Source organism: Pseudomonas sp. GW821-FHT10C09 (assembly GCF_059415465.1).
Map to the genome: position 1 here is coordinate 157,441 of NZ_JBWKNG010000012.1, position 19,388 is coordinate 176,828.

Sequence of the window (19,388 nt, forward strand, 5' to 3'; positions counted from 1 at the left end):
GTCAGCCCCGTGAGAGGGTTTGATCCAGTCGGGTCATGGCCTGTTGCAACTGATCGACGGCTTTATCGATCGTCGCCGCACGCCCCTCCAAGCAAGCGCGCTCAAGTTGCTCACAGCATTCGACCAAACGCTGTGCGCGGACCATCCGCGCACTGCCCTTGATACGGTGCGCCAGCTCCTGAAGACGCGGGTGATCGTCGCCCGCGTGGGCTTGCAGCAGATGATTGAGGTCTTCGTGGTTGGCCTTGGCCAGTTCGCGCAGCAACTGATTGATCAGCGTCCGGTCGTCGCCGACGTATGGCTCCAGGCCGGTCAAGTCCATCTCGAGGCTTGCTTGCGTGTCGACCGGTGCCGGCGGCTCACTGCCAAATCGCAAGGCCAGCCAGGCACTCAAATCCGCCAGCAGAATAGGTTTGAACAGGCAGTCGTCCATGCCCGCTTCCAGGCACCGAATCCTTTCCTCAGGTTGCGCGTTGGCGGTAAATCCCAGAATCAGCGTGGGCGGCAATCCATAGGCGCGCTCTTGATCACGAATCGCGCCCGCCAACTCAAAACCACTGAACCGGGGCATGTAGCAGTCGCTGATGACCACGTCGAACTCATGGGCGTGCCACAACTCAAACCCTTGCTCACCATCCTCGGCCTCCACGACCTGGTGCCCCAGATAGCTCAGCTGGCGTGTCAGCAACAAGCGATTGGGCGGATAATCATCGGCCACCAAAATCGTCAGGGACCGGGTGGATAGCGCCAATCCGTTGTCCATCGCGTCAGCGGCTGGCAAAGCTTTCAACGCCACCAAGGACAGACTGATGTCCGCTTGAGTGCCCTGCCCCAGGACGCTGTCGAGCGCCAGCCGTCCGCCCATCATTTCGCACAGGGTGCGGCTGATCACCAGCCCCAGTCCGGAGCCTTTGCGCCCCGACTGTTGATTGTTGCCGGCCTGGACGAACGGGCTGAACAACCGCTGTTGATCAACGACGCTGATGCCGATGCCGCTGTCTTCGATGTGCACCGCCACGGCCAGATGACCTGAAATCCCCGGCACCACCCGCAGTGTCAGGCTCACTTCACCGGCCTGGGTAAACTTGATTGCATTGCTCAACAGATTGGACAGCACCTGCTTGAAACGCGTGGGATCAATCATCACGTCACGGTCACTGCGCTCGTCCAGGTCGACCCGCCATGCCAGGCCTTTTTCCCGCGCCAGGCCTTCGAACACCCGGCACACCGAGGCCACCAGCGCATGCAAATTGACCCGTTCGGGTGTCAGGGATAAATGTCCGGATTCGATGCGGGCAATGTCCAGAATATCGCCGATCAGTGCCAGCAACTGCTGCGCAGCCGTGGACGCCACCTCAAGCGCGGAGCGGTCGGCGACGCCCTCTTTCGCGCGCATTCCGGCCAATTCGAGCATGCCGATCAGGGCATTCATCGGCGTACGGATTTCGTGGCTCATGGTCGCAAGGAACGTGGTTTTCGCACGATTGGCATCGTCGGCAGTGTCTTTGGCGTCCTGCAATTGCTGTAACCATTGTTGGCGCTGGCGGATCTGCCGGCGCTGCCAGGCGATCCAGCTCAGGGCCAGCGTGAGCAATGCGGCAGCTGCGGCGAACGCCCGAAGAATGGTGGGACGATAACGCCGCCAATAATTGTCATCCTCAACCACATCATTGCCCCAACGCACGACCAGACCGTCCATTTCTTCGGGCGAAATGCTCAACAACGCTTTGTTCAAAATTGAATGCAACTCCAGCGCACCACTGCCAGACGCCATGGCGATGCGAGCGGGTTCATCGCCCACGGTACTGCGGATCCGCAAACGTCCCGGGTAATACCGGGCAATCAGGTAACGGGTCATGAACAATGAGCTGACGGCCGCGTCGGCCTGTCCACTCATGACCAACTCCAGGCCTTGGGCCGGGTTATCGACATCCACCATCCGCACGCCCGGCACCCGCGCCAGAATGAACGCACGCACCGGGTGGCTGCGATAAATCGCCAGGCGCTTCCCGCTCAGCTCGTCCAGCGTCTTTGGGCTGTCGAGGGTGTTGGCACTGACCAGTGTGTACGGATTGGTCACGTAGGGGCTGGTAAAGTGCAGATCGGCTACACCTTCGGTTGCCGGGATGATGGCGGGGATGACGTCGATCTCCCCGGCCCTGAGTCGCTCAATCTGTTGGTCAAGGGTCCGGCCCCGTATCACGCTGAAGTTCAAGCCGCTGCGCTGGCTGATCAGCGTCAACAATTGTGCGGTCAAGCCGCTGAATTGCCCTTCGGCATTGAAGAAGGTCAACGGCGCAAAGTTCTCTACCACCCCGACCTTCACCTGTGAATGACGATCCAGCCACTCTTGTTCACTGGCGCTCAGATTGACGCGCGACTGCCCCAGCCTGTTGACCCTGCCGGCGCTCCAGCGCAGGTCGATGGTTGCACGCTGCTCCATGGGGATTGCCGCCAATGCCTTGTCGACGATGCCCTTGAGCGCCAGGTTGCTCCGCGACAGGGCAAAGCCGAACGGGTTAGCGTCGAGACCGGACGGCCCCATCAACTGAACGTTATTGAGGTAGTTGTTGTTGATCAGGTAATTGGCGCTGATGAGGTCCCCGAGGTACACGTCATCTTGCCCGTACGCCACCGCTCCCAGCGCATCGAGTGCCGAGGGATAACGCTGCAGGCTGGCCCCGGGATAAAACGCTGCGACTGTCCGCGCCGGCAGATAGTCATCGACCATGGCGATGCGTTTACCCGTCAGATCCTCGGGCATGCGCTCGTCCAGGCGGGTGACCAGCATGGGTTGATCTTCAGCGTAGGGCCTGGACAGAACCAACTCAGGGTCGGCCGCTTCGAAACTGTTCGAGGTCCCCAAAAGATCAAGCGCGCCGTCTTTCAGAGCCTCCATGGCCGCGTCCCGTGTGTCATACCGCTGCACTTCAATCCGGACTTTCAATAATTGCGCGATCAGATGAGCGTAATCGGCGGTGATGCCTTCCAGCTCCGCCTCGCTGCGCGTCACTTCGAAGGGCGGATAGTCCGCGCCACTCACCCCGAGGCGCAAGACTTCCTTGTTGCGTAGCCATTGCCAGTCCTGTTCATTCAGATGGACCTCGTAACCCTCCACCGTGGAACGCCCCAGCAGGTCCAAGGACTTCGCCTCCCCAGACAGGCTCGACAGCGCCGGCGGCGCCAGACACAACAACATTGCGCACAACAGGATACGCACGTTCAGGCGCCTTCAAATCAAGTGGTTGCGGATGGCGAAGTCGCGCAGGTGCACGGCGGACTGCACGCCCAGTTTCAAGATCAAACGGGTCTTGTAGGTGCTGACTGTCTTGTGGCTCAAGTGCATCGCCTCGGCGATGGCCTTGTTTGCGGTACCTCGGGCCAGGTATTGGAGGATGGTCAGTTCGCGGTTGGAAAGTTTGTCGATCATTTGTTTTTCGCTTTGCTGCAGCGCGTCCAGGGATAAGCTGGGCAGTCGTGCGAAATAGGTGTAGCCGGCCATCAGCGCGTGTATGGCCTTGTGCAATTGACCCAGATCGTTGGTCTTGGAGACGTACGCCAAGGCGCCGGAACGCATGCAACGCTCCTGAAAAAACAACGGGTCAAGGGATGTGAACACCAGCACCACACACGACAAGTGGCTGGTTCTGATGCGTTCCAGCACATCCAGCCCGTTACCGCCAGGCATCACCAGATCCAGAATCACCAGTTCAATAGCGTGTTCGCGGAGAATCGCCCACGCTTCACCCACATTGGATGCTTCATGGATCCGTTGGAAACGCTCCCGCTCAAGGACCAGTTTGACTGCGGCGCGAACCACCGGATGATCGTCCACAATCAGCACTGACTTCATGAAAACTCCCTGTGCAAAAAATCGACGATGACGCCACGAATGCCGCCCGAAAAGGCTGGAGTCCACGCAGCAACTGCGCGAAAACTCTTACATGGTGAGGGGGTGAAAACTACCTGTCAGAAATGACAGTTCCGACGGACGGCTGCTTCGGCTCAACCCGTTTTTTGCTGATAGCGCCCGGCCAGATCATGCCCCTTACGCACCAACGAATCGACAGTCGACATCAAGCGCTGGATGCACGCCAGGTCGGGAAGTAGCGCTGGGGTCACCTGAATCGTGCGCGGCTCGCTGACTGACATCGCGGTGTGATTGTCGTTGAAAATCAGGCTGTGACGAACCTGGGGGTTATCGAGGAAAAACCCGCGCAGGTCCAAAGAACCAGCAGCCAGAGCTGCATTGATGACCACCACGTCAATCGCCTCGCCACCGTACTCGACCAGGCTCAACAGCTCTTCGAGGTGTTGAACTGGTGCCACCCGGTAATAACCCAACTGGTTAAACAGGCGCTCGACCTTCATCCGGTGGAAGTGCTGCTCGTCGGCAATCAGGATTCGTAATGCTTTGCTCGTCATTCCGGGGCCCGCAGGGTGACCAAAGTGTGGCGCAAGGCTACGGAAGCTTGGTACCGGTTTATGTAGGACTTTTCCTAAATGCTGATTCACCCTTTCTGATAGTGATGAGGGTTCACGGCTGGATCCGTGCCCCCTCGCCTCATTTGGATGACGTCGCAACCGGACGCTTTACTGCCAGCCAAACCGACGGATGTAGAACCCTTTCACCGCCTGCGTCAGCGCCATGTACGCCAGCAGAATCACCGGCAGAAACACGAAGTACATCGATGGCAGGGCCTGCAGTTTGAAGTAGTGCGCCAGCGGCCCCATCGGCAGGAAAATACCGACCGCCATGATGATCCCGGTCATCACCATCAACGGCATCGCCGCGCGGCTTTGCAGGAACGGGATTTTCGGGGTGCGGATCATGTGCACGATCAGTGTCTGGGTCAGCAGTCCGACCACGAACCAGCCGGACTGGAACAAGGTCTGGTGGTCCGGGGTATTGGCGTCGAACACGTACCACATCAGGGCAAACGTGGTGATGTCGAAGATCGAGCTGATCGGCCCGAAGAACAGCATGAAGCGCCCGACATCCGCCGGTTGCCAGCGCTGTGGTTGCTTGAGCATTTCTTCATCGACGTTATCGAACGGGATGGCGATCTGCGAAATGTCGTAGAGCAGGTTTTGCACCAGCAGGTGCATCGGCAGCATCGGCAGGAACGGGATGAACGCGCTGGCCACCAGCACCGAGAACACGTTGCCGAAGTTCGAACTGGCGGTCATCTTGATGTACTTGAGCATGTTGGCGAAGGTGCGGCGCCCTTCCAGCACGCCCTCCTCCAGCACCATCAGGCTTTTTTCCAGCAAGATGATGTCGGCCGCCTCCTTGGCGATGTCGACGGCGCTGTCCACCGAAATACCGATGTCGGCGGTGCGCAGGGCCGGAGCGTCGTTGATGCCGTCGCCCATGAACCCGACCACGTGGCCGTTGCCCTTGAGCAAGCGCACGATGCGCTCCTTGTGCGACGGCGTGAGTTTGGCGAAGACGTTGGTGGTCTCCACCGCCACGGCCAACTGGGCGTCGCTCATGCGTTCGATGTCGTTGCCCATCAGCAGGCCCTGCTGCTCCAGACCGACTTCGCGGCAGATTTTCGCGGTCACCAATTCGTTGTCTCCGGTCAGCACTTTCACCGCCACACCGTGAGCCGCCAGCGCTTTGAGTGCCGGCGCGGTACTTTCCTTGGGTGGATCGAGGAACGCCACGTAACCGATCAGCGTCAGCTCCTGCTCATCGGCCAGGCTGTACGTGTCGCGACCTTCGATCATCGGCCGCGCAGCCACCGCGACGACTCGCAGGCCTTCGGCGTTGAACGTGGCGGTCACCTGGCGAATCCGCGCCAGCAGTTCATCGCTCAACGCTTCATCAACCACGCCGTGACGCACTCGCGTGCACACCGCCAGCACTTCCTCCACCGCGCCTTTGCAGATCAGCAGATGAGCATGCTCGCGCTCGGCGACCACCACCGACATGCGCCGCCGGGTGAAGTCGAACGGGATCTCGTCGATCTTGCGAAACGCGGTGCCGACCTTGAGTTCACGGTGGATTTCCACGTGTTCCAGCACGGCCACGTCCAGCAGGTTTTTCAGGCCGGTCTGGTAGTAGCTGTTGAGGTAGGCCATTTCCAGCACGTCGTCGGAGTCGTTGCCCCACACGTCGACGTTACGGGCCAGGAAGATTTTGTCCTGGGTCAGGGTGCCGGTCTTGTCGGTGCACAGCACGTCCATGGCGCCGAAGTTCTGGATCGCATCCAGGCGTTTGACGATGACTTTTTTACGCGACAGGAATACCGCGCCTTTGGCCAACGTCGAGGTGACGATCATGGGCAGCATTTCCGGGGTCAGGCCCACGGCAATCGACAACGCGAACAGCAGCGCCTGGGTCCAGTCGCCCTTGGTGAAACCATTGATGAACAGCACCAGCGGCGCCATCACGAACATGAAGCGAATCAGCAGCCAGCTGACTTTGTTGACCCCGGTCTGGAACGACGTCGGCGCACGATCAGTAGCACCGACCCGCTGCGCCAGGGCACCGAAGTAAGTGTCGTTGCCGGTGGTGAGAATCACCGCCATCGCCGTGCCGGACACCACGTTGGTGCCCATGAACAGAATGTTGTCGAGGTCCAGTGGATTGCTGGTGTCGTTGTCTTGCTGGCGCGGAAATTTTTCTACCGGCATCGATTCGCCGGTCATCGCCGCCTGGCTGACGAACAGGTCCTTGGCGCTGAGCACTCGGCAATCGGCGGGGATCATGTCGCCAGCCGAGAGCACGATCAGGTCGCCCGGCACCAACTGTTTGATCGGCAACTCGATGCGCAGTGCGTCGCGGCGCAGGACTGTCGCGGTGTTGCTCACCATCGCCTTCAGCGCGTCGGCGGCCTGGTTGGACTTGGTTTCCTGCCAGAACCGCAGCAACGTCGAGAGCACCACCATGGAGAAAATCACGATGGCCGCTTTCATGTCCTCGGTCAGCCAGGAGATGACCGCGAGCAATGTCAGCAGCAGGTTGAACGGATTCTTGTAGCAGTGCCACAGGTGGGTCCACCACGGCAGTGGCTGTTCATGCTCGACCTCGTTGAGGCCGTAACGCTCGCGCAGGGTGTCGGCTTCCTCTTCGCTCAGGCCATCGGTGTGCGTGCCGAGCTTGTCCAGCAATTGACCGGTGTCGCTATTGGCGGCGCCCACCAGGGTTTGTGCCAGCGTCGGCGGTACTTCACGGCTGACCGTGGTGTCGGTGAAGGTTTCCAGCAGCGCCAGGCGACGGAAGTGCCGGGCGATGTGGCGGGTGCGCAGGAATCCGGCGAAGAATTCCTTGAGCAGGGTCAGGTTCATGGCGTTGCCCCCCAGGGTCAGCCGGGAAACCTTCGAGCAGGCGTGTCGAGTCGCTGCGATGACGACCAGGCTGGCGCCATCACACGAAAGTGTGTCGATGAGAGGACATCGGGAATCGAGCCAGGACTGGCTCGACCGGGAGGCCGCTGCTCGCTGTACGGCGAGACAACGGCACAAAAAAGCTGCGCGTTATCTTGCCGAGAAGGTGCCGGTTACTGAAACCGGCCGACTACTGTCACTCGAACAAGTACCCACTGTGGGTCTCCGCTATTGATGAAAACGCGCGAAGCTTACGCCGCGATTTATGCAGAGTAAACGAAGGAACGGCGTGCGGTGGGGGAATCGCGGGGTTCTTCAGGAAGGGTTCAGCTTTAACATTTTGTGGTGTTCTCAAGGGCCCCTTCGCGAGCAGGCTCGCTCCCACATTAGTCCTGCATACACAGTTCCATTGTGGGAGCGAGCCTGCTCGCGAAGGCGGCCGATAAGGCGACGAAAATTAGCTGGCAGTCGCTAACAACAAGTCCACCACCGAACGGCTGTGCCCACGGTTCTTGCCATGCTCATACAACGAGCCGGCAATCTCATCCGCCCGAATCGGCAGGATCGACAACAGCGTGTCGCTCAACCCATGGCTCGCCTGGCAGAAACCCTGCATATAAATGCCGGCCTTGCAGCGCTCATCAGTGATCAGTTTGTAGTTGCGATCCACCTCGAAATCACCCAGGTACTGCTCCAGCGGCGCCAGCAGTTTGCGGTGCATCTGCCGCTCGTAACCGGTGGCCAATACCACGGCGTCGTATAGACGAACCGTGACTTCACCGGTGGCGTTGTTGCGCACCGCCAACTCGATGCCGTGTTCAGTGGCCGTGGCTTTTTCGATCGTGGTCAGGGTGCGGAACGCGTGGCGTGCAATACCCGAGACTTTCTGGCGATAGAAGATGCCGTAGATGCGTTCGATCAGGTCGATGTCCACCACCGAATAATTGGTGTTGTGGTACTCATTGACCAGGCGTTCGCGCTCGCTGTGGGCTTGCTGGAACACCAGGTCGGTGAACTCCGGCGAGAACACTTCGTTGACGAACGGGCTGTCATCCGCCGGTTTCAGCGCCGAGCCGCGCAGGATCATGTCGACCTGCACCGAGGGGAAGCTGTCGTTCAGATCGATGAACGCTTCCGCCGCACTCTGCCCGCCGCCGATGATCGCAATGCTCATCGGTTGATTGTTCACGCACGGTTGCTTGGCCATTTGCGCCAGGTACTGCGAGTGGTGGAACACGCGTGCGTCATCCTTCAACGCCTTGAACGCCTCCGGAATGCGCGGCGTCCCGCCCGCGCTGACCACCACTGAACGGGTGGTGCGCACGTGCTGCTGACCTTGGGCATCGCGCGAGATCACCCGCAGCGCTTCGACCTGCTGGCTGTGCAGCACCGGCTCGATGGTCAGCACTTCTTCGCCATAACGGCTCTGCGATTCGAATTGCGCAGCGACCCAGCGCAGGTAGTCGTTGTACTCCATGCGGCACGGATAGAAGGTGCCGAGGTTGATGAAGTCCACCAGGCGACCGTGATGCTTGAGGTAGTTGACGAAGGAATACGGGCTGGTCGGATTGCGCAGCGTCACCAGGTCCTTGAGGAACGAGATCTGCAGTTCGCTCTGGGTCACCAGGGTGTTGCCGTGCCAGCGGTAGTCCGCCTGCTTGTCGAGAAACAGAACATCCAGCTCGCCCTGGATTGGCCCGCGCTCTTGCAAAGCGATGGCCAGCGCCAGGTTCGAAGGGCCGAAACCGACGCCGATCAGGTCGTGAACGATGGGCGATGCAATTGCCTGTGTCATTTCCAGTGTCCTCTGGATGAACCCCTCAACAGATGGGGAGTAAGCCTAAGTGACCTGACCGGCCTTGGGCAGGACAGCAGGTCGTCTGTTGAGTAGGAACGAGGACAGTGAAATAAAATTTAATCGGCGGGGATCAATGGGCATCCCACTGACGCATCCGCACCCGGCAATGCTTCATTGCATTGACGATGTGCTTTTCCACCAGGGCTCGCGAAATGCCCAGTTGTTCGGCGATCTCCGGGTGGGACATTCCTTCGATTTTGCGCAACAGAAAACTCTCACGACACAGCCGTGGCAGTTCCGCCAGGGCACGCTGGAGCATCTGCAGGCGCTGGCCGTGATCGAGGCAGTTGTGCGGGGATGGCGTGAAGTAGCGTTCTTCGGTGTCGAGCACGTCCAGCGACTCGACCTGACGCAGGGCATTGCGCCGATGGTCGTCGATCACCAGATTGAGCGCGGTGCGATACAGAAACGCCCGGGGCTGCTCGATGGGCGTGTCGCTGGAACGCTCCAGGACCCGCACATACGCGTCATGCACCACATCTTCGGCCACCTGACGGTTGCCTAGCTTGGCGTTCAGGAAACACACCAGCTCGCGATAGTAGTTTTCCAACATGACTCCCGGCCGCACGGGTGCGGTTTCTGTCCTTGAGCCCCCTCGTCGACCGCCGAAATAGGCAGTGGCACGATAGTGGCAGTTCGAGGTGCGTAATTTATAGTAATTCTCATATAGATTTAAAGTGCTGCTTGTCCTTGTCGCACAAATAGTCATGAGCTACAGGTGTAACCCTATGTGTCCGCACCTAAATTCCCCGCACCATTCCTCGTTTACAGGACAGCTCCCCGTCTCTCTCGGCTGTCGCTGTTAGCTGCGCGCAGGTTGAACGACGGGCCGATACCCATTGGCCGGAACCCTGCATGAAACGTCCCCGACACACCCGACGCGCCCTGCTTGTAGCACTTAGCCTGATCCCCGTTATAGCCGTCGCGGCCTGGCAAATCATTCCGCCCGGCCGCGACAGGTTCGCCACCGTGGCCGTCAGCCGGGGCGACATCGAAAGCAGCGTCACCGCGTTGGGCACCCTGCAACCCCGACGTTATGTCGACGTCGGCGCCCAGGCTTCCGGGCAGATCCACACAATTCATGTGGAGGTCGGCGACGTGGTCAAGGAAGGTCAATTGTTGGTGGAAATCGATCCGTCCACGCAACAGGCCAAGCTCGATGCCGGGCGTTTCTCCATCGAAAACCTCAAGGCCCAGCTCCAGGAGCAACGGGCCCTGCACGAACTCGCACGGCAGAAATACCAGCGCCAGCAGAACCTCAAGGCCGGTGGCGCCACCCGCGAAGAAGACGTGCAAACCGCCCAGGCCGAACTGCGTGCCACCCAGGCGCGTATCGACATGTTCCAGGCGCAGATCCGCCAGGCCGAAGCCAGCCTGCGCAGCGATCAGGCCGAGCTCGGTTACACGCGAATCTATGCGCCCATGTCCGGAACGGTGGTCGCCCTCGACGCTCGTGAAGGCCAGACGCTGAACGCGCAGCAGCAAACTCCGCTGATTCTGCGCATCGCCAAGTTATCGCCCATGACCGTGTGGGCCGAAGTCTCGGAAGCCGACATCGGCCACGTCAAACCCGGCATGAATGCCTGGTTCACCACCCTCAGCGGTGGCAATCGTCGTTGGAGCAGCACGGTGCGGCAGATCCTGCCCGTGCCACCCAAGCCACTCGACCAGACCAGCCAGGGCGGCGGCAGCCCGGCCAGTTCGAGCAAAAGTGGCAGCGCCCGCGTGGTGCTGTACACCGTGTTGCTCGACGTCGATAACGCCGACAACGCGCTGATGGCGGAGATGACGACGCAGGTGTTTTTCGTGTCCGACCAGGCAAAAAACGTCCTCACCGCGCCCATTGCCGCGTTGCAAGGTGGCGCGGAACCGGACACTCAAACCGCACAAGTCGTGGCCAAAAACGGCAGCATCGAGTCGCGTGAAGTGCGCACCGGCATCAGTGATCGCCTGCGGGTGCAGATCCTCGATGGATTGCGCGAAGGCGATCACCTGCTGATCGGTCCGGCTGACGGGAGTGGCGGCTGAATGCAGACGCCCCTGATCGACCTGCACGACATTCGCAAAGCCTACGGCGGCGGTGACGCTCCCGAAGTGCATGTGTTGCGCGGCATCGACCTGTCGATCCATGCTGGGGAGTTCGTGGCGATTGTCGGCGCCTCCGGGTCCGGCAAGTCGACGCTGATGAACATTCTCGGCTGCCTCGACCGCCCGACATCGGGTGAATACCGCTTCGCCGGAGAAAACGTCGCCGGGCTCGACAGTGACGAACTGGCCTGGCTGCGCCGCGAAGCCTTCGGTTTTGTGTTTCAGGGTTATCACCTGATTCCGTCCGGCTCGGCCCAGGAAAACGTCGAGATGCCGGCCATCTACGCAGGCTTGCCGGCCGCCGAGCGCCACGCCCGCGCCGCCGCCCTGCTCGACCGTCTCGGCCTTGCCACACGCACCGGCAACCGTCCGCATCAACTCTCCGGCGGCCAGCAACAACGGGTGTCCATCGCCCGCGCCTTGATGAACGGCGGCCACATCATCCTCGCCGACGAACCCACCGGCGCCCTCGACAGCCACAGCGGCGCCGAGGTCATGACCCTGCTCGATGAACTGGCGAGCCAGGGCCACGTAGTAATCCTGATCACCCACGACCGCGAAGTCGCGGCCCGGGCCAAGCGCATCATCGAAATCCGCGACGGCCTGATCATCAGCGACAGCGCCCGCGACAACCCTCAAGTCCAGACCTCAACCAACCCCAGTGCGCTGCAAGCCGTGGATCTGCGCAAGCGCCTGAGCGAAGGCGCCGAAGCCACCGGCGCGTGGAAAGGCGAACTGATTGACGCGGTGCAAGCGGCGTGGCGAGTGATGTGGATCAACCGCTTCCGCACCGCGCTGACGCTGCTCGGGATCATCATCGGCGTAGCGTCGGTGGTGGTGATGCTCGCCGTCGGCGAAGGCAGCAAGCGCCAGGTCATGGCGCAGATGGGCGCCTTCGGTTCGAACATCATTTACCTCAGCGGCTCGGCGCCGAACCCGCGTACTGCGCCGGGCATCGTCACCCTCGATGACGTCGCGGCGGTGGCCAGCCTGCCGCAAGTGATGCGGATCATGCCGGTCAATGGCCAGGAAGCCGGGGTGCGTTTCGGCAACCTCGACCACTTGAGCTACGTCGGCGGCAACGACACCAACTTCCCGGCGATCTTCAACTGGCCGGTGGTCGAAGGCAGCTACTTCACCGAGGCCGATGAGCGAAACGCGGCGGCGGTCGCGGTGATCGGCCACAAGGTGCGGACCAAACTGCTCAAGGATGTGGCCAACCCGATTGGCCAATACATCCTGATCGAAAACGTGCCGTTTCAGGTGGTCGGCGTGCTCGCGGAAAAAGGCGCCAGCTCTGGCGACTCCGACAGCGACGACCGCATCGCCATCCCCTACTCCGCCGCCAGCGTGCGGCTGTTCGGCACGCACACTCCGGAATACGTGGCCATCGCCGCCGCCGACGCGCGCAAGGTCAAGGAGACCGAAACAGCCATCGAGCAATTGATGCTGCGCCTGCACAACGGCAAGAAGGATTTCGAACTGACCAACAACGCGGCAATGATCCAGGCCGAAGCGCGCACGCAGAACACCCTGTCACTGATGCTCGGCTCGATTGCCGCGATTTCGCTGCTGGTAGGCGGTATCGGCGTAATGAACATCATGCTGATGACCGTGCGCGAGCGCACCCGCGAGATCGGCATCCGCATGGCCACCGGCGCCCGGCAGCGCGACATCCTGCGCCAGTTTCTGACCGAGGCGGTAATGCTCTCGGTGGTCGGAGGGCTGGCCGGGATTGCCCTGGCGCTGATCGTCGGCGGTGTGTTGATTCTCAGTGAAGTCGCTGTCGCATTTTCCTTGATAGCGGTGCTTGGCGCCTTCGGCTGCGCCTTGGTCACCGGTGTTGTCTTCGGCTTCATGCCGGCCCGCAAAGCTGCCCGACTCGACCCGGTCACGGCCCTTACCAGTGAATGATTTCTCCATGAAGCCGCAACTCAGTCTGTTGACGCTCTGCCTGTTGCTCAGCGCGTGTGGAACGCCCGCCCAGCGCCCGGACGCCGGTATTGAGGCACCCGTTTCCTGGCAATCACCCCACACGCAAGACGCCGCGCGCAACAACCCGCAATGGTGGACGCAGTTCGGCAGCCCGCAGTTGGACAGACTGGTCGAACAGGCGCGAATCGGCAGTTTCGATCTGGCTGCAGCCATCGCCAGGGTGCGTCAGGCCCGGGCGGAAACGGTGGTGGCCGGCGGTTCGCAACTGCCGCAGGTTACGGCCGGGTTGAATGCCAACCGCCAGAAACTGCTGCGCGGCAATGGCTACAGCCAACTCGATGCCGACAGCGACAACAGCGCCGTGGACTATTTCAACGCCAACCTCAGCGCCAGCTACGAAGTCGATTTCTGGGGCGGCCAGCGTGCTTCCCGCGACAGCGCGCAATTTGCCCTGCAGGCCAGCCAGTTCGATCAGGCCACGGTGGAACTGACGCTGCTCAGCAGTGTTGCCAGCGCCTACGCGCAAACCCTGTCGTTGCGTGAACAGAGCCGCATCGCCGAGTTGAACCTGGCGAATGCGCAGAACGTGTTGAAACTGGTGCAGACGCGGTTTGATTCAGGCTCGGCGACAGCGCTGGAACTGGCGCAGCAGAAAAGCCTGGTCGCCGCGCAACAACGGCAATTGCCGCTGGTGCAGCAACAGGCGCAGGACGCGTCGATCAGCCTTGCCGCCCTGCTCGGCCGACCGGTGCAGGCGCTGGCATTGGGTCAGGAACACTTTGATCAGCTGTCATGGCCGACCATTGGCGCCGGCCTGCCCAGCGAACTGATCAGCCGTCGTCCGGACATTGCCCGTGCCGAGGCGCAACTGGCGGCAGCGCAGGCGGATGTCACCGTGGCCCGCGCCGCGATGTTGCCGACCGTGACGTTGAGCGCCGAAATCGGCTCGGGCGCGGATCGCGCATCGGACATCCTGCGCAGTCCGTTTTATAACCTCACCGCCGGGTTACTTGCGCCGGTGTTCAACAACGGACGCCTGGGGGCCGAACGCGACAAAGCCACCGCCCGCCAGCAGGAACTGCTGGAGACCTATCGCGGCGCGATCATCAACGGTTTCGCCGACGTGGAAAAAGCGCTGAACAGCATTCGTGGGCTGGATGAACAGCGGCAATGGCAAGGCGAAGAACTGAAGCAGGCGCAAACCGCGTTCGATATTGCGCAGAGCCGCTATCAGGCCGGGGCCGAGGATTTGCTGACGGTGCTGGAGACACAACGCACGCTGTATGCGGCGCAGGATTTGAATGTGCAGCTGCGGTTGTCGCGGTTGCAGGCGAGTATTGCGCTGTACAAGGCACTGGGTGGGGGGTGGCAAACTTTGTGATGGCTGTATCTGTTCGGCCGCCTTCGCGAGCAGGCTCGCTCCCACAGGGATTATGTGTGCCACATGATTTAGGCAAGACACATAACCTGTGGGAGCCGAGCTTGCTCGCGATGAACGATAACGCGCAGTAACTGATTAACTGGTAAGGGGCTTAGCCTTTAAATGTCGCGCATACCAGGGCCGCTGCGGCACTTTCCTGAACAAGTCAGCGAGCTTCTTCTCATCCTCGCCAAACGTGATCCGCAACGCCAGCTTCATGGTTTCCGGGTCCATCTCCACCGACTTGCCCGCCTGCAACCCCGGCGTGGTGCTGCAACCGTGGGTGCTCGGCCCGAGCCACGGATCATCGACCTCCACCCAACGCCCCGGCGCAAACCACGCCACGCCATTGACCTCCAGCCGACTCACCTCCCCCGGATGAAAGCGTTCATGCGCGCGAAACCAGTCTTCCAGTCGATCATCGATCCAGCCATGGAAATGCCAGAACACCGGGTTCACATGGGATGAAAACGGATCACCGAGGAAGTCGTTTTCAGGTGCAAACCAGCGGGCGGAGAAGTCTGAGGGATCCCGGGCGAACGGCACCGGATGGCCGTTGGACGGATCACGCGGCACCGAGGCCCAGCGCATGTGCAGCCAGTCGTGCAGACCCAATTCAACCTCTGAACCGAACTGCCCCAGGGTCAGCTTCGACAGGTAACGCGGGTCGCGGTAGCGCGACTCCCAGACCTGGAAATTGCTGTGATAAGTCTCGGCAGTCTTGATATCGCTGACCCATTGCGAATATTCGGCATCGTCGTCGGCCAGCCACGTCGGCGGCAGCGCGGTGCCGTCGTGGTTGTCGCAGTAATGAGCGAAGCCGATGCGGTCACGGGCCAGTTCCGGTTGCGGCAACGGAAAGTGCTGCCACGACGGCAGGTCCTGCATCGACCGCGCGGTGCCAAGCATGTGCCGGTGCATGAAGAAAAAATCCACGCCCGAACCGTTGCGATCCTTGCGCGCACCGCGAGCATCGCGTTCCTTGTCACGCGGACCCGGTTGCCAGCCGAGGCCACGCAGGGCATTGCGTTTGTCTTCGGCCAAGGTGTGCCATTTGTCCCGCGAGGCATGCCAGAGCTGGTGAAACAGCCGGTGCTCGGGGGAAATCAACCAGGCCAGCAGCGGCGCGTTCAGCCCGGTGCGCTCGCGGGCTTCCGGAAATACGCGTTTGACCGCGATGAAGCGGTTGTCCTGCGCGGTCATCATCAGCGGCCGATCAAGGTTCAATACGCGACCGCTGAGGGTGCCGCTGCCGGCATTGCCGAAACCGGCCCAGACTTCGTCCAGGGTCATGCTGAATTCGTAATCGGGGGTGCCGTTGGCCGCGTCGGCACTGACCAGTCGCCAACTCAATTGCGCCGCTTTGGCATCGGCCAGATCACCCAGCACCCGGTAGCGTGGAGTTTCGTTTGAACGCAAACGCTCGGCCGTGTCGAGATAGCCGATCAGGCCGCGTCCTTTGTGGCCGACATCCAGAAACACTTCCAGACCGTCACGAGGCAATCCTTCAATCCCGGCGTCACGCCCTTCAAAACGAATCTGCCAGACGCCCCGCAGCGTGTCCGCCAGCCGTTGGCCAGCAACATCCGCCACATCAAATGAAGCTTCGCCGGGGGTGATCGTCGGATCCGCTTTCGTCCATTCGCGATGCCCATAAAAAGCCGCAGGCACGGCAGCGCCAGTCAGCGCCAGGCCTGCCATGAACCATCGTCGAGAAATCGTCATTGCCCTACCTGTGTCAGCCATGAAGCAGGCTTTATCCAAGCTAGAACGTTCGCCCTCTCTGAAAATTTAAAAGCTTCGTCGGAACGCCGCCCGGAGCAAGCCGGCAGATACACCTAAATTATCGGATCAGTCACTCGTCCATCCCAGATAGCAAAGCCCCCCACACCGGGGTAACGGACCTGACTGAGATGAACATGAAAAAACCACGTTCAAAAAAGGCGCTGTACCTCGGCCTGCCCCTGGCGCTGGCCATCAGCATCGGTGCCGGCTATGCCGTCTGGGATCACTGGTTCAAGGACAACCCTGGCTACCCGGTCAAGGTCATGCAACAGGCCGATGACCTGCAAACGCGCATCCTCTCGTTCGACAGCCACGTCACTGTGCCGCTGGACTTCGGCACCGCTGGCAACGAAGCCGACAAGGAGGGCAGCGGCCAGTTCGACCTGGTCAAGACCGGGCGCGGACGCCTGTCCGGCGCAGCCCTGACCATCTTCGGCTGGCCGGAAATCTGGAACGGCGCCAACGCACCGCACCGCCCCACCGCTGGTTTCGTCGACGAAGCCCGGTTCGAGCAGGAAACCCGCTACAAAATCATCAGCGCCATGGTTCGCGATTTCCCCAACCAGGTCGCCATCGCCTACACCCCCGACGACTTCCGGCGCCTGCACGGCGAAGGCAAGTTCGCGGTGTTCATGAGCATGCTCAACGCCTACCCGCTGGGCAACGACCTCAACGCCCTGGACACGTGGGCCGCCCGTGGCATGCGCATGTTCGGTTTCAGTTACGTGGGCAACAACGCCTGGGCCGACTCGTCGCGCCCGCTGCCGTTTTTCAATGATTCGCGCGATGCCCTCGGCGGCCTGTCGGACATCGGCAAACAAGCCGTGCACCGCCTCAATGACCTCGGCGTGATCATCGACGTCTCGCAGATGTCGACCAAGGCCCTGGAGCAAGTCGCGCAACTGAGCCGCACACCGATGGTCGCCTCGCACTCGGCGCCGCGTGCGCTGGTGGACATCCCGCGCAACCTCAGCGACCAGGAAATGCAACTGATCAAGAACAGCGGCGGCGTGGTGCAGATTGTCGGCTTCCCGACCTACATCCGCCCCTTGAGCCAAACCACCCAGGACAAACTCAACGCCCTGCGCGCCCGCTTCGACCTGCAACCGTTGCAAGGCCTGGAGATGGCGCTGATGCCCGGCGACCCGGTGATCACCGTCTGGTCCGAGCAGCGCTTCGGCGAATACGCCAGCCAGCTCTACGCGATTGTCGACGAAGAACCGAAAGCCACGCTCAAGGACTACGGCGACGCGATTGATTACGCGGTGAAGAAAATCGGCATCGACCACGTCGGCATCAGCTCCGACTTCAACGACGGCGGCGGCCTCGAGGGCTGGAAGGATGTCAGCGAAGCCCGCAACGTCACCGCCGAACTGATCAGCCGCGGCTACAGCGAGGCCGACATCGCCAAGCTGTGGGGCGGCAATTTCCTGCGGGTCTGGGACCAGGTGCAGAAGTCTTCCCGGCCGCTGGCGAACAACTGAATCCCCCTTTGCAAAAGCGAACCTTGCTGATGACCAACCGTCGTTCATTCCTCAAGCAGGCCGGGATTCTCGCGGCCGGCCTGCCCCTGAGCAGCGCTGTGATGTTGCCGGCACGGGCTGCCACGGCGCAGCCGCTGCCCAAGGACAAGTGGGCGCAATTGCGCCAGCTGTTCGATCAGGATCCGGACTATTTGCACTTCGCCAACTTTCTGGTGACGTCGCACCCACGGCCGGTGCGTGAGGCCATCGAACGGCACCGCGCCAACCTCGACCGCAACCCCGGTCGGGCGATGGACTGGGACCTCGGCGAAACGGAAAAACGCGAACAGGACGTGCGCGTCTGGGCCGGGCGTTACCTCAAGGCCAAGCCTGAGCAGATCGCCCTCACCGGCAGCACCACCGAAGGCTTGTCGCTGATCTACGGCGGCATCCATGTGCGCCCGGATCAGGAAATCCTCACCACCGAACACGAACACTACGCCACCAACTACGCGCTGGATTACCGTCAGCAGAAGGACGGGGTCAAGGTGCGCAAGCTCAAGTTGTTCGAGAACAGCCGCGACGTGTCCGTCGACGAAGTGCTCGGTTCCATCGCCAAAGGCATCCGCCCGCACACCCGCGTGCTGGGCATGACCTGGGTGCAATCGGGCAGCGGCGTGAAATTGCCGATTGGCGAGATCGGTAAACTGGTCGCGGAACAGAACCGCAACCGCGACGACAAGGACCGCATTCTGTATGTGGTCGACGGTGTGCACGGTTTTGGCGTCGAAGACCTCGACTTCCCCGACATGCACTGCGACTTCTTCATTGCCGGCACTCACAAATGGATGTTCGGCCCGCGCGGCACCGGGATCATCTGCGCCCGTTCCGCCGAGCTCAAGGACGTCACGCCGACCATTCCGACGTTCTCCGAAGCCACCACCTTCTCGACCATCATGACCCCCGGCGGCTATCACAGTTTTGAACACCGCTGGGCGCTGGACGAGGCGTTCAAGTTGCACCTGGAACTGGGCAAGGCCGAGGTGCAGGCGCGGATTCACGCACTCAATACCTATGCGAAAAACCGCTTGCTGGAAAATCCGCAGATCGAACTGGTCACGCCAAAGAGCCCGGACCTGTCCGCCGGTTTCACCTTCTTCCGCATCAAGGACCGCGACTGCGAAAAAGTCGCCGCCGGGTTGATGGAAAACCGCGTGGTCTGCGACTCGGTGGAGCGCGATGTCGGCCCGGTGATTCGGATTGCGCCGGGTTTGCTCAACACCGAAGACCAGATCGACCGCTTCATGGCCCTGCTGAACAAAACCGCATGACGCTGATCCCTGTGGAGATTGGGATTACCTGTGGCGAGGGGGCTTGCCCCCGTTCGGCTGCGGAGCAGTCGTAAATCCAGGCAGCTCGGTTTGTCTGAAAGGACGCAGGGGGCCGCTTCGCGACCCAACGGGGGCAAGCCCCCTCGCCACAGGTAAGCCAGCTCACCATAGCA

Annotated in this window: 12 protein-coding genes; 5 read left to right on the forward strand and 7 right to left on the reverse strand. The window is 61.2% G+C overall.

All coding sequences use genetic code 11. The features are described 5' to 3' along the window. Nucleotide 1: 1 nt before the first annotated feature. The 6 genes from AC07N8_RS14645 to AC07N8_RS14670 form a co-directional block, all read right to left on the reverse strand. A complete protein-coding gene (locus AC07N8_RS14645; protein ID WP_493144249.1) occupies nucleotides 2–3,220 on the reverse strand; it encodes a transporter substrate-binding domain-containing protein in 3,219 nt (1,072 codons plus the stop codon). Between the two features lie 12 nt (nucleotides 3,221–3,232). After that, nucleotides 3,233–3,853, reverse strand: coding sequence for a response regulator (locus AC07N8_RS14650; RefSeq protein WP_493144251.1), 621 nt, complete (start codon nucleotides 3,851–3,853; stop codon nucleotides 3,233–3,235). 152 nt (nucleotides 3,854–4,005) lie between these two features. After that, nucleotides 4,006–4,425 carry a response regulator gene (locus AC07N8_RS14655; RefSeq protein ID WP_493144253.1) on the reverse strand — a complete coding sequence of 140 codons (420 nt, stop codon included), beginning with the start codon at nucleotides 4,423–4,425 and terminating at the stop codon, nucleotides 4,006–4,008. Nucleotides 4,426–4,593: 168 nt separating this feature from the next. Continuing rightward, entirely contained in the window at nucleotides 4,594–7,296 is a 2,703-nt protein-coding gene (gene mgtA / locus AC07N8_RS14660; RefSeq protein WP_493144255.1) for a magnesium-translocating P-type ATPase, read from the reverse strand. A 496-nt stretch (nucleotides 7,297–7,792) separates the two neighbouring features. Then, nucleotides 7,793–9,130: a lysine N(6)-hydroxylase/L-ornithine N(5)-oxygenase family protein gene (locus AC07N8_RS14665; RefSeq protein ID WP_483843473.1), complete on the reverse strand. Its 1,338-nt coding sequence runs from the start codon at nucleotides 9,128–9,130 to the stop codon at nucleotides 7,793–7,795. A gap of 133 nt (nucleotides 9,131–9,263) precedes the next feature. Beyond that, complete coding sequence (locus tag AC07N8_RS14670; RefSeq protein WP_483843474.1) at nucleotides 9,264–9,746, reverse strand: sigma-70 family RNA polymerase sigma factor; 483 nt, start codon at nucleotides 9,744–9,746, stop codon at nucleotides 9,264–9,266. 302 nt (nucleotides 9,747–10,048) lie between these two features. On the opposite strand from AC07N8_RS14670, the gene AC07N8_RS14675 reads away from it, so the two are divergent. Genes AC07N8_RS14675 through AC07N8_RS14685 form a run of 3 tightly spaced genes read left to right on the forward strand, consistent with a single transcriptional unit; the run spans nucleotide 10,049 to nucleotide 14,597 of the window. Further along, nucleotides 10,049–11,221, forward strand: a complete 1,173-nt coding sequence (locus AC07N8_RS14675; protein WP_493144258.1) for an efflux RND transporter periplasmic adaptor subunit — start codon at nucleotides 10,049–10,051, stop codon at nucleotides 11,219–11,221. Beyond that, the gene (locus AC07N8_RS14680) at nucleotides 11,222–13,195 is read left to right on the forward strand and encodes a MacB family efflux pump subunit (RefSeq protein ID WP_493144259.1); all 1,974 of its coding nucleotides are present in this window, start codon (nucleotides 11,222–11,224) and stop codon (nucleotides 13,193–13,195) included. A gap of 7 nt (nucleotides 13,196–13,202) precedes the next feature. After that, nucleotides 13,203–14,597 carry an efflux transporter outer membrane subunit gene (locus AC07N8_RS14685; protein WP_493144262.1) on the forward strand — a complete coding sequence of 465 codons (1,395 nt, stop codon included), beginning with the start codon at nucleotides 13,203–13,205 and terminating at the stop codon, nucleotides 14,595–14,597. A gap of 135 nt (nucleotides 14,598–14,732) precedes the next feature. Here AC07N8_RS14685 and pvdP read toward each other — a convergent pair whose 3' ends face one another. Next, the gene (gene pvdP / locus AC07N8_RS14690; RefSeq protein ID WP_493144264.1) at nucleotides 14,733–16,361 is read right to left on the reverse strand and encodes a pyoverdine maturation tyrosinase PvdP; all 1,629 of its coding nucleotides are present in this window, start codon (nucleotides 16,359–16,361) and stop codon (nucleotides 14,733–14,735) included. 194 nt (nucleotides 16,362–16,555) lie between these two features. Here pvdP and pvdM point away from each other — a divergent pair, with 194 nt between their 5' ends. Both pvdM and pvdN read left to right on the forward strand, forming a co-directional pair. Then, nucleotides 16,556–17,905 carry a pyoverdine-tailoring dipeptidase-like protein PvdM gene (pvdM, locus tag AC07N8_RS14695; protein WP_493144266.1) on the forward strand — a complete coding sequence of 450 codons (1,350 nt, stop codon included), beginning with the start codon at nucleotides 16,556–16,558 and terminating at the stop codon, nucleotides 17,903–17,905. 29 nt (nucleotides 17,906–17,934) lie between these two features. Then, a complete protein-coding gene (gene pvdN, locus AC07N8_RS14700) occupies nucleotides 17,935–19,215 on the forward strand; it encodes a pyoverdine-tailoring periplasmic protein PvdN (protein ID WP_493144268.1) in 1,281 nt (426 codons plus the stop codon). Nucleotides 19,216–19,388 lie beyond the last annotated feature (173 nt).

Excerpts from the sequence above, each read along its gene's own strand:
- AC07N8_RS14650 (WP_493144251.1), bottom strand. The coding sequence starts at position 3,853 with ATGAAGTCAGTGCTGATTGTGGACGATCATCCGGTGGTTCGCGCCGCA.
- AC07N8_RS14655 (WP_493144253.1), bottom strand. The coding sequence starts at position 4,425 with ATGACGAGCAAAGCATTACGAATCCTGATTGCCGACGAGCAGCACTTC.
- mgtA (WP_493144255.1), bottom strand. The coding sequence starts at position 7,296 with ATGAACCTGACCCTGCTCAAGGAATTCTTCGCCGGATTCCTGCGCACC.
- AC07N8_RS14665 (WP_483843473.1), bottom strand. The coding sequence starts at position 9,130 with ATGACACAGGCAATTGCATCGCCCATCGTTCACGACCTGATCGGCGTC.
- AC07N8_RS14670 (WP_483843474.1), bottom strand. The coding sequence starts at position 9,746 with ATGTTGGAAAACTACTATCGCGAGCTGGTGTGTTTCCTGAACGCCAAG.
- AC07N8_RS14675 (WP_493144258.1), top strand. The coding sequence starts at position 10,049 with ATGAAACGTCCCCGACACACCCGACGCGCCCTGCTTGTAGCACTTAGC.
- AC07N8_RS14680 (WP_493144259.1), top strand. The coding sequence starts at position 11,222 with ATGCAGACGCCCCTGATCGACCTGCACGACATTCGCAAAGCCTACGGC.
- AC07N8_RS14685 (WP_493144262.1), top strand. The coding sequence starts at position 13,203 with ATGAAGCCGCAACTCAGTCTGTTGACGCTCTGCCTGTTGCTCAGCGCG.
- pvdP (WP_493144264.1), bottom strand. The coding sequence starts at position 16,361 with ATGACGATTTCTCGACGATGGTTCATGGCAGGCCTGGCGCTGACTGGC.
- pvdM (WP_493144266.1), top strand. The coding sequence starts at position 16,556 with ATGAAAAAACCACGTTCAAAAAAGGCGCTGTACCTCGGCCTGCCCCTG.
- pvdN (WP_493144268.1), top strand. The coding sequence starts at position 17,935 with ATGACCAACCGTCGTTCATTCCTCAAGCAGGCCGGGATTCTCGCGGCC.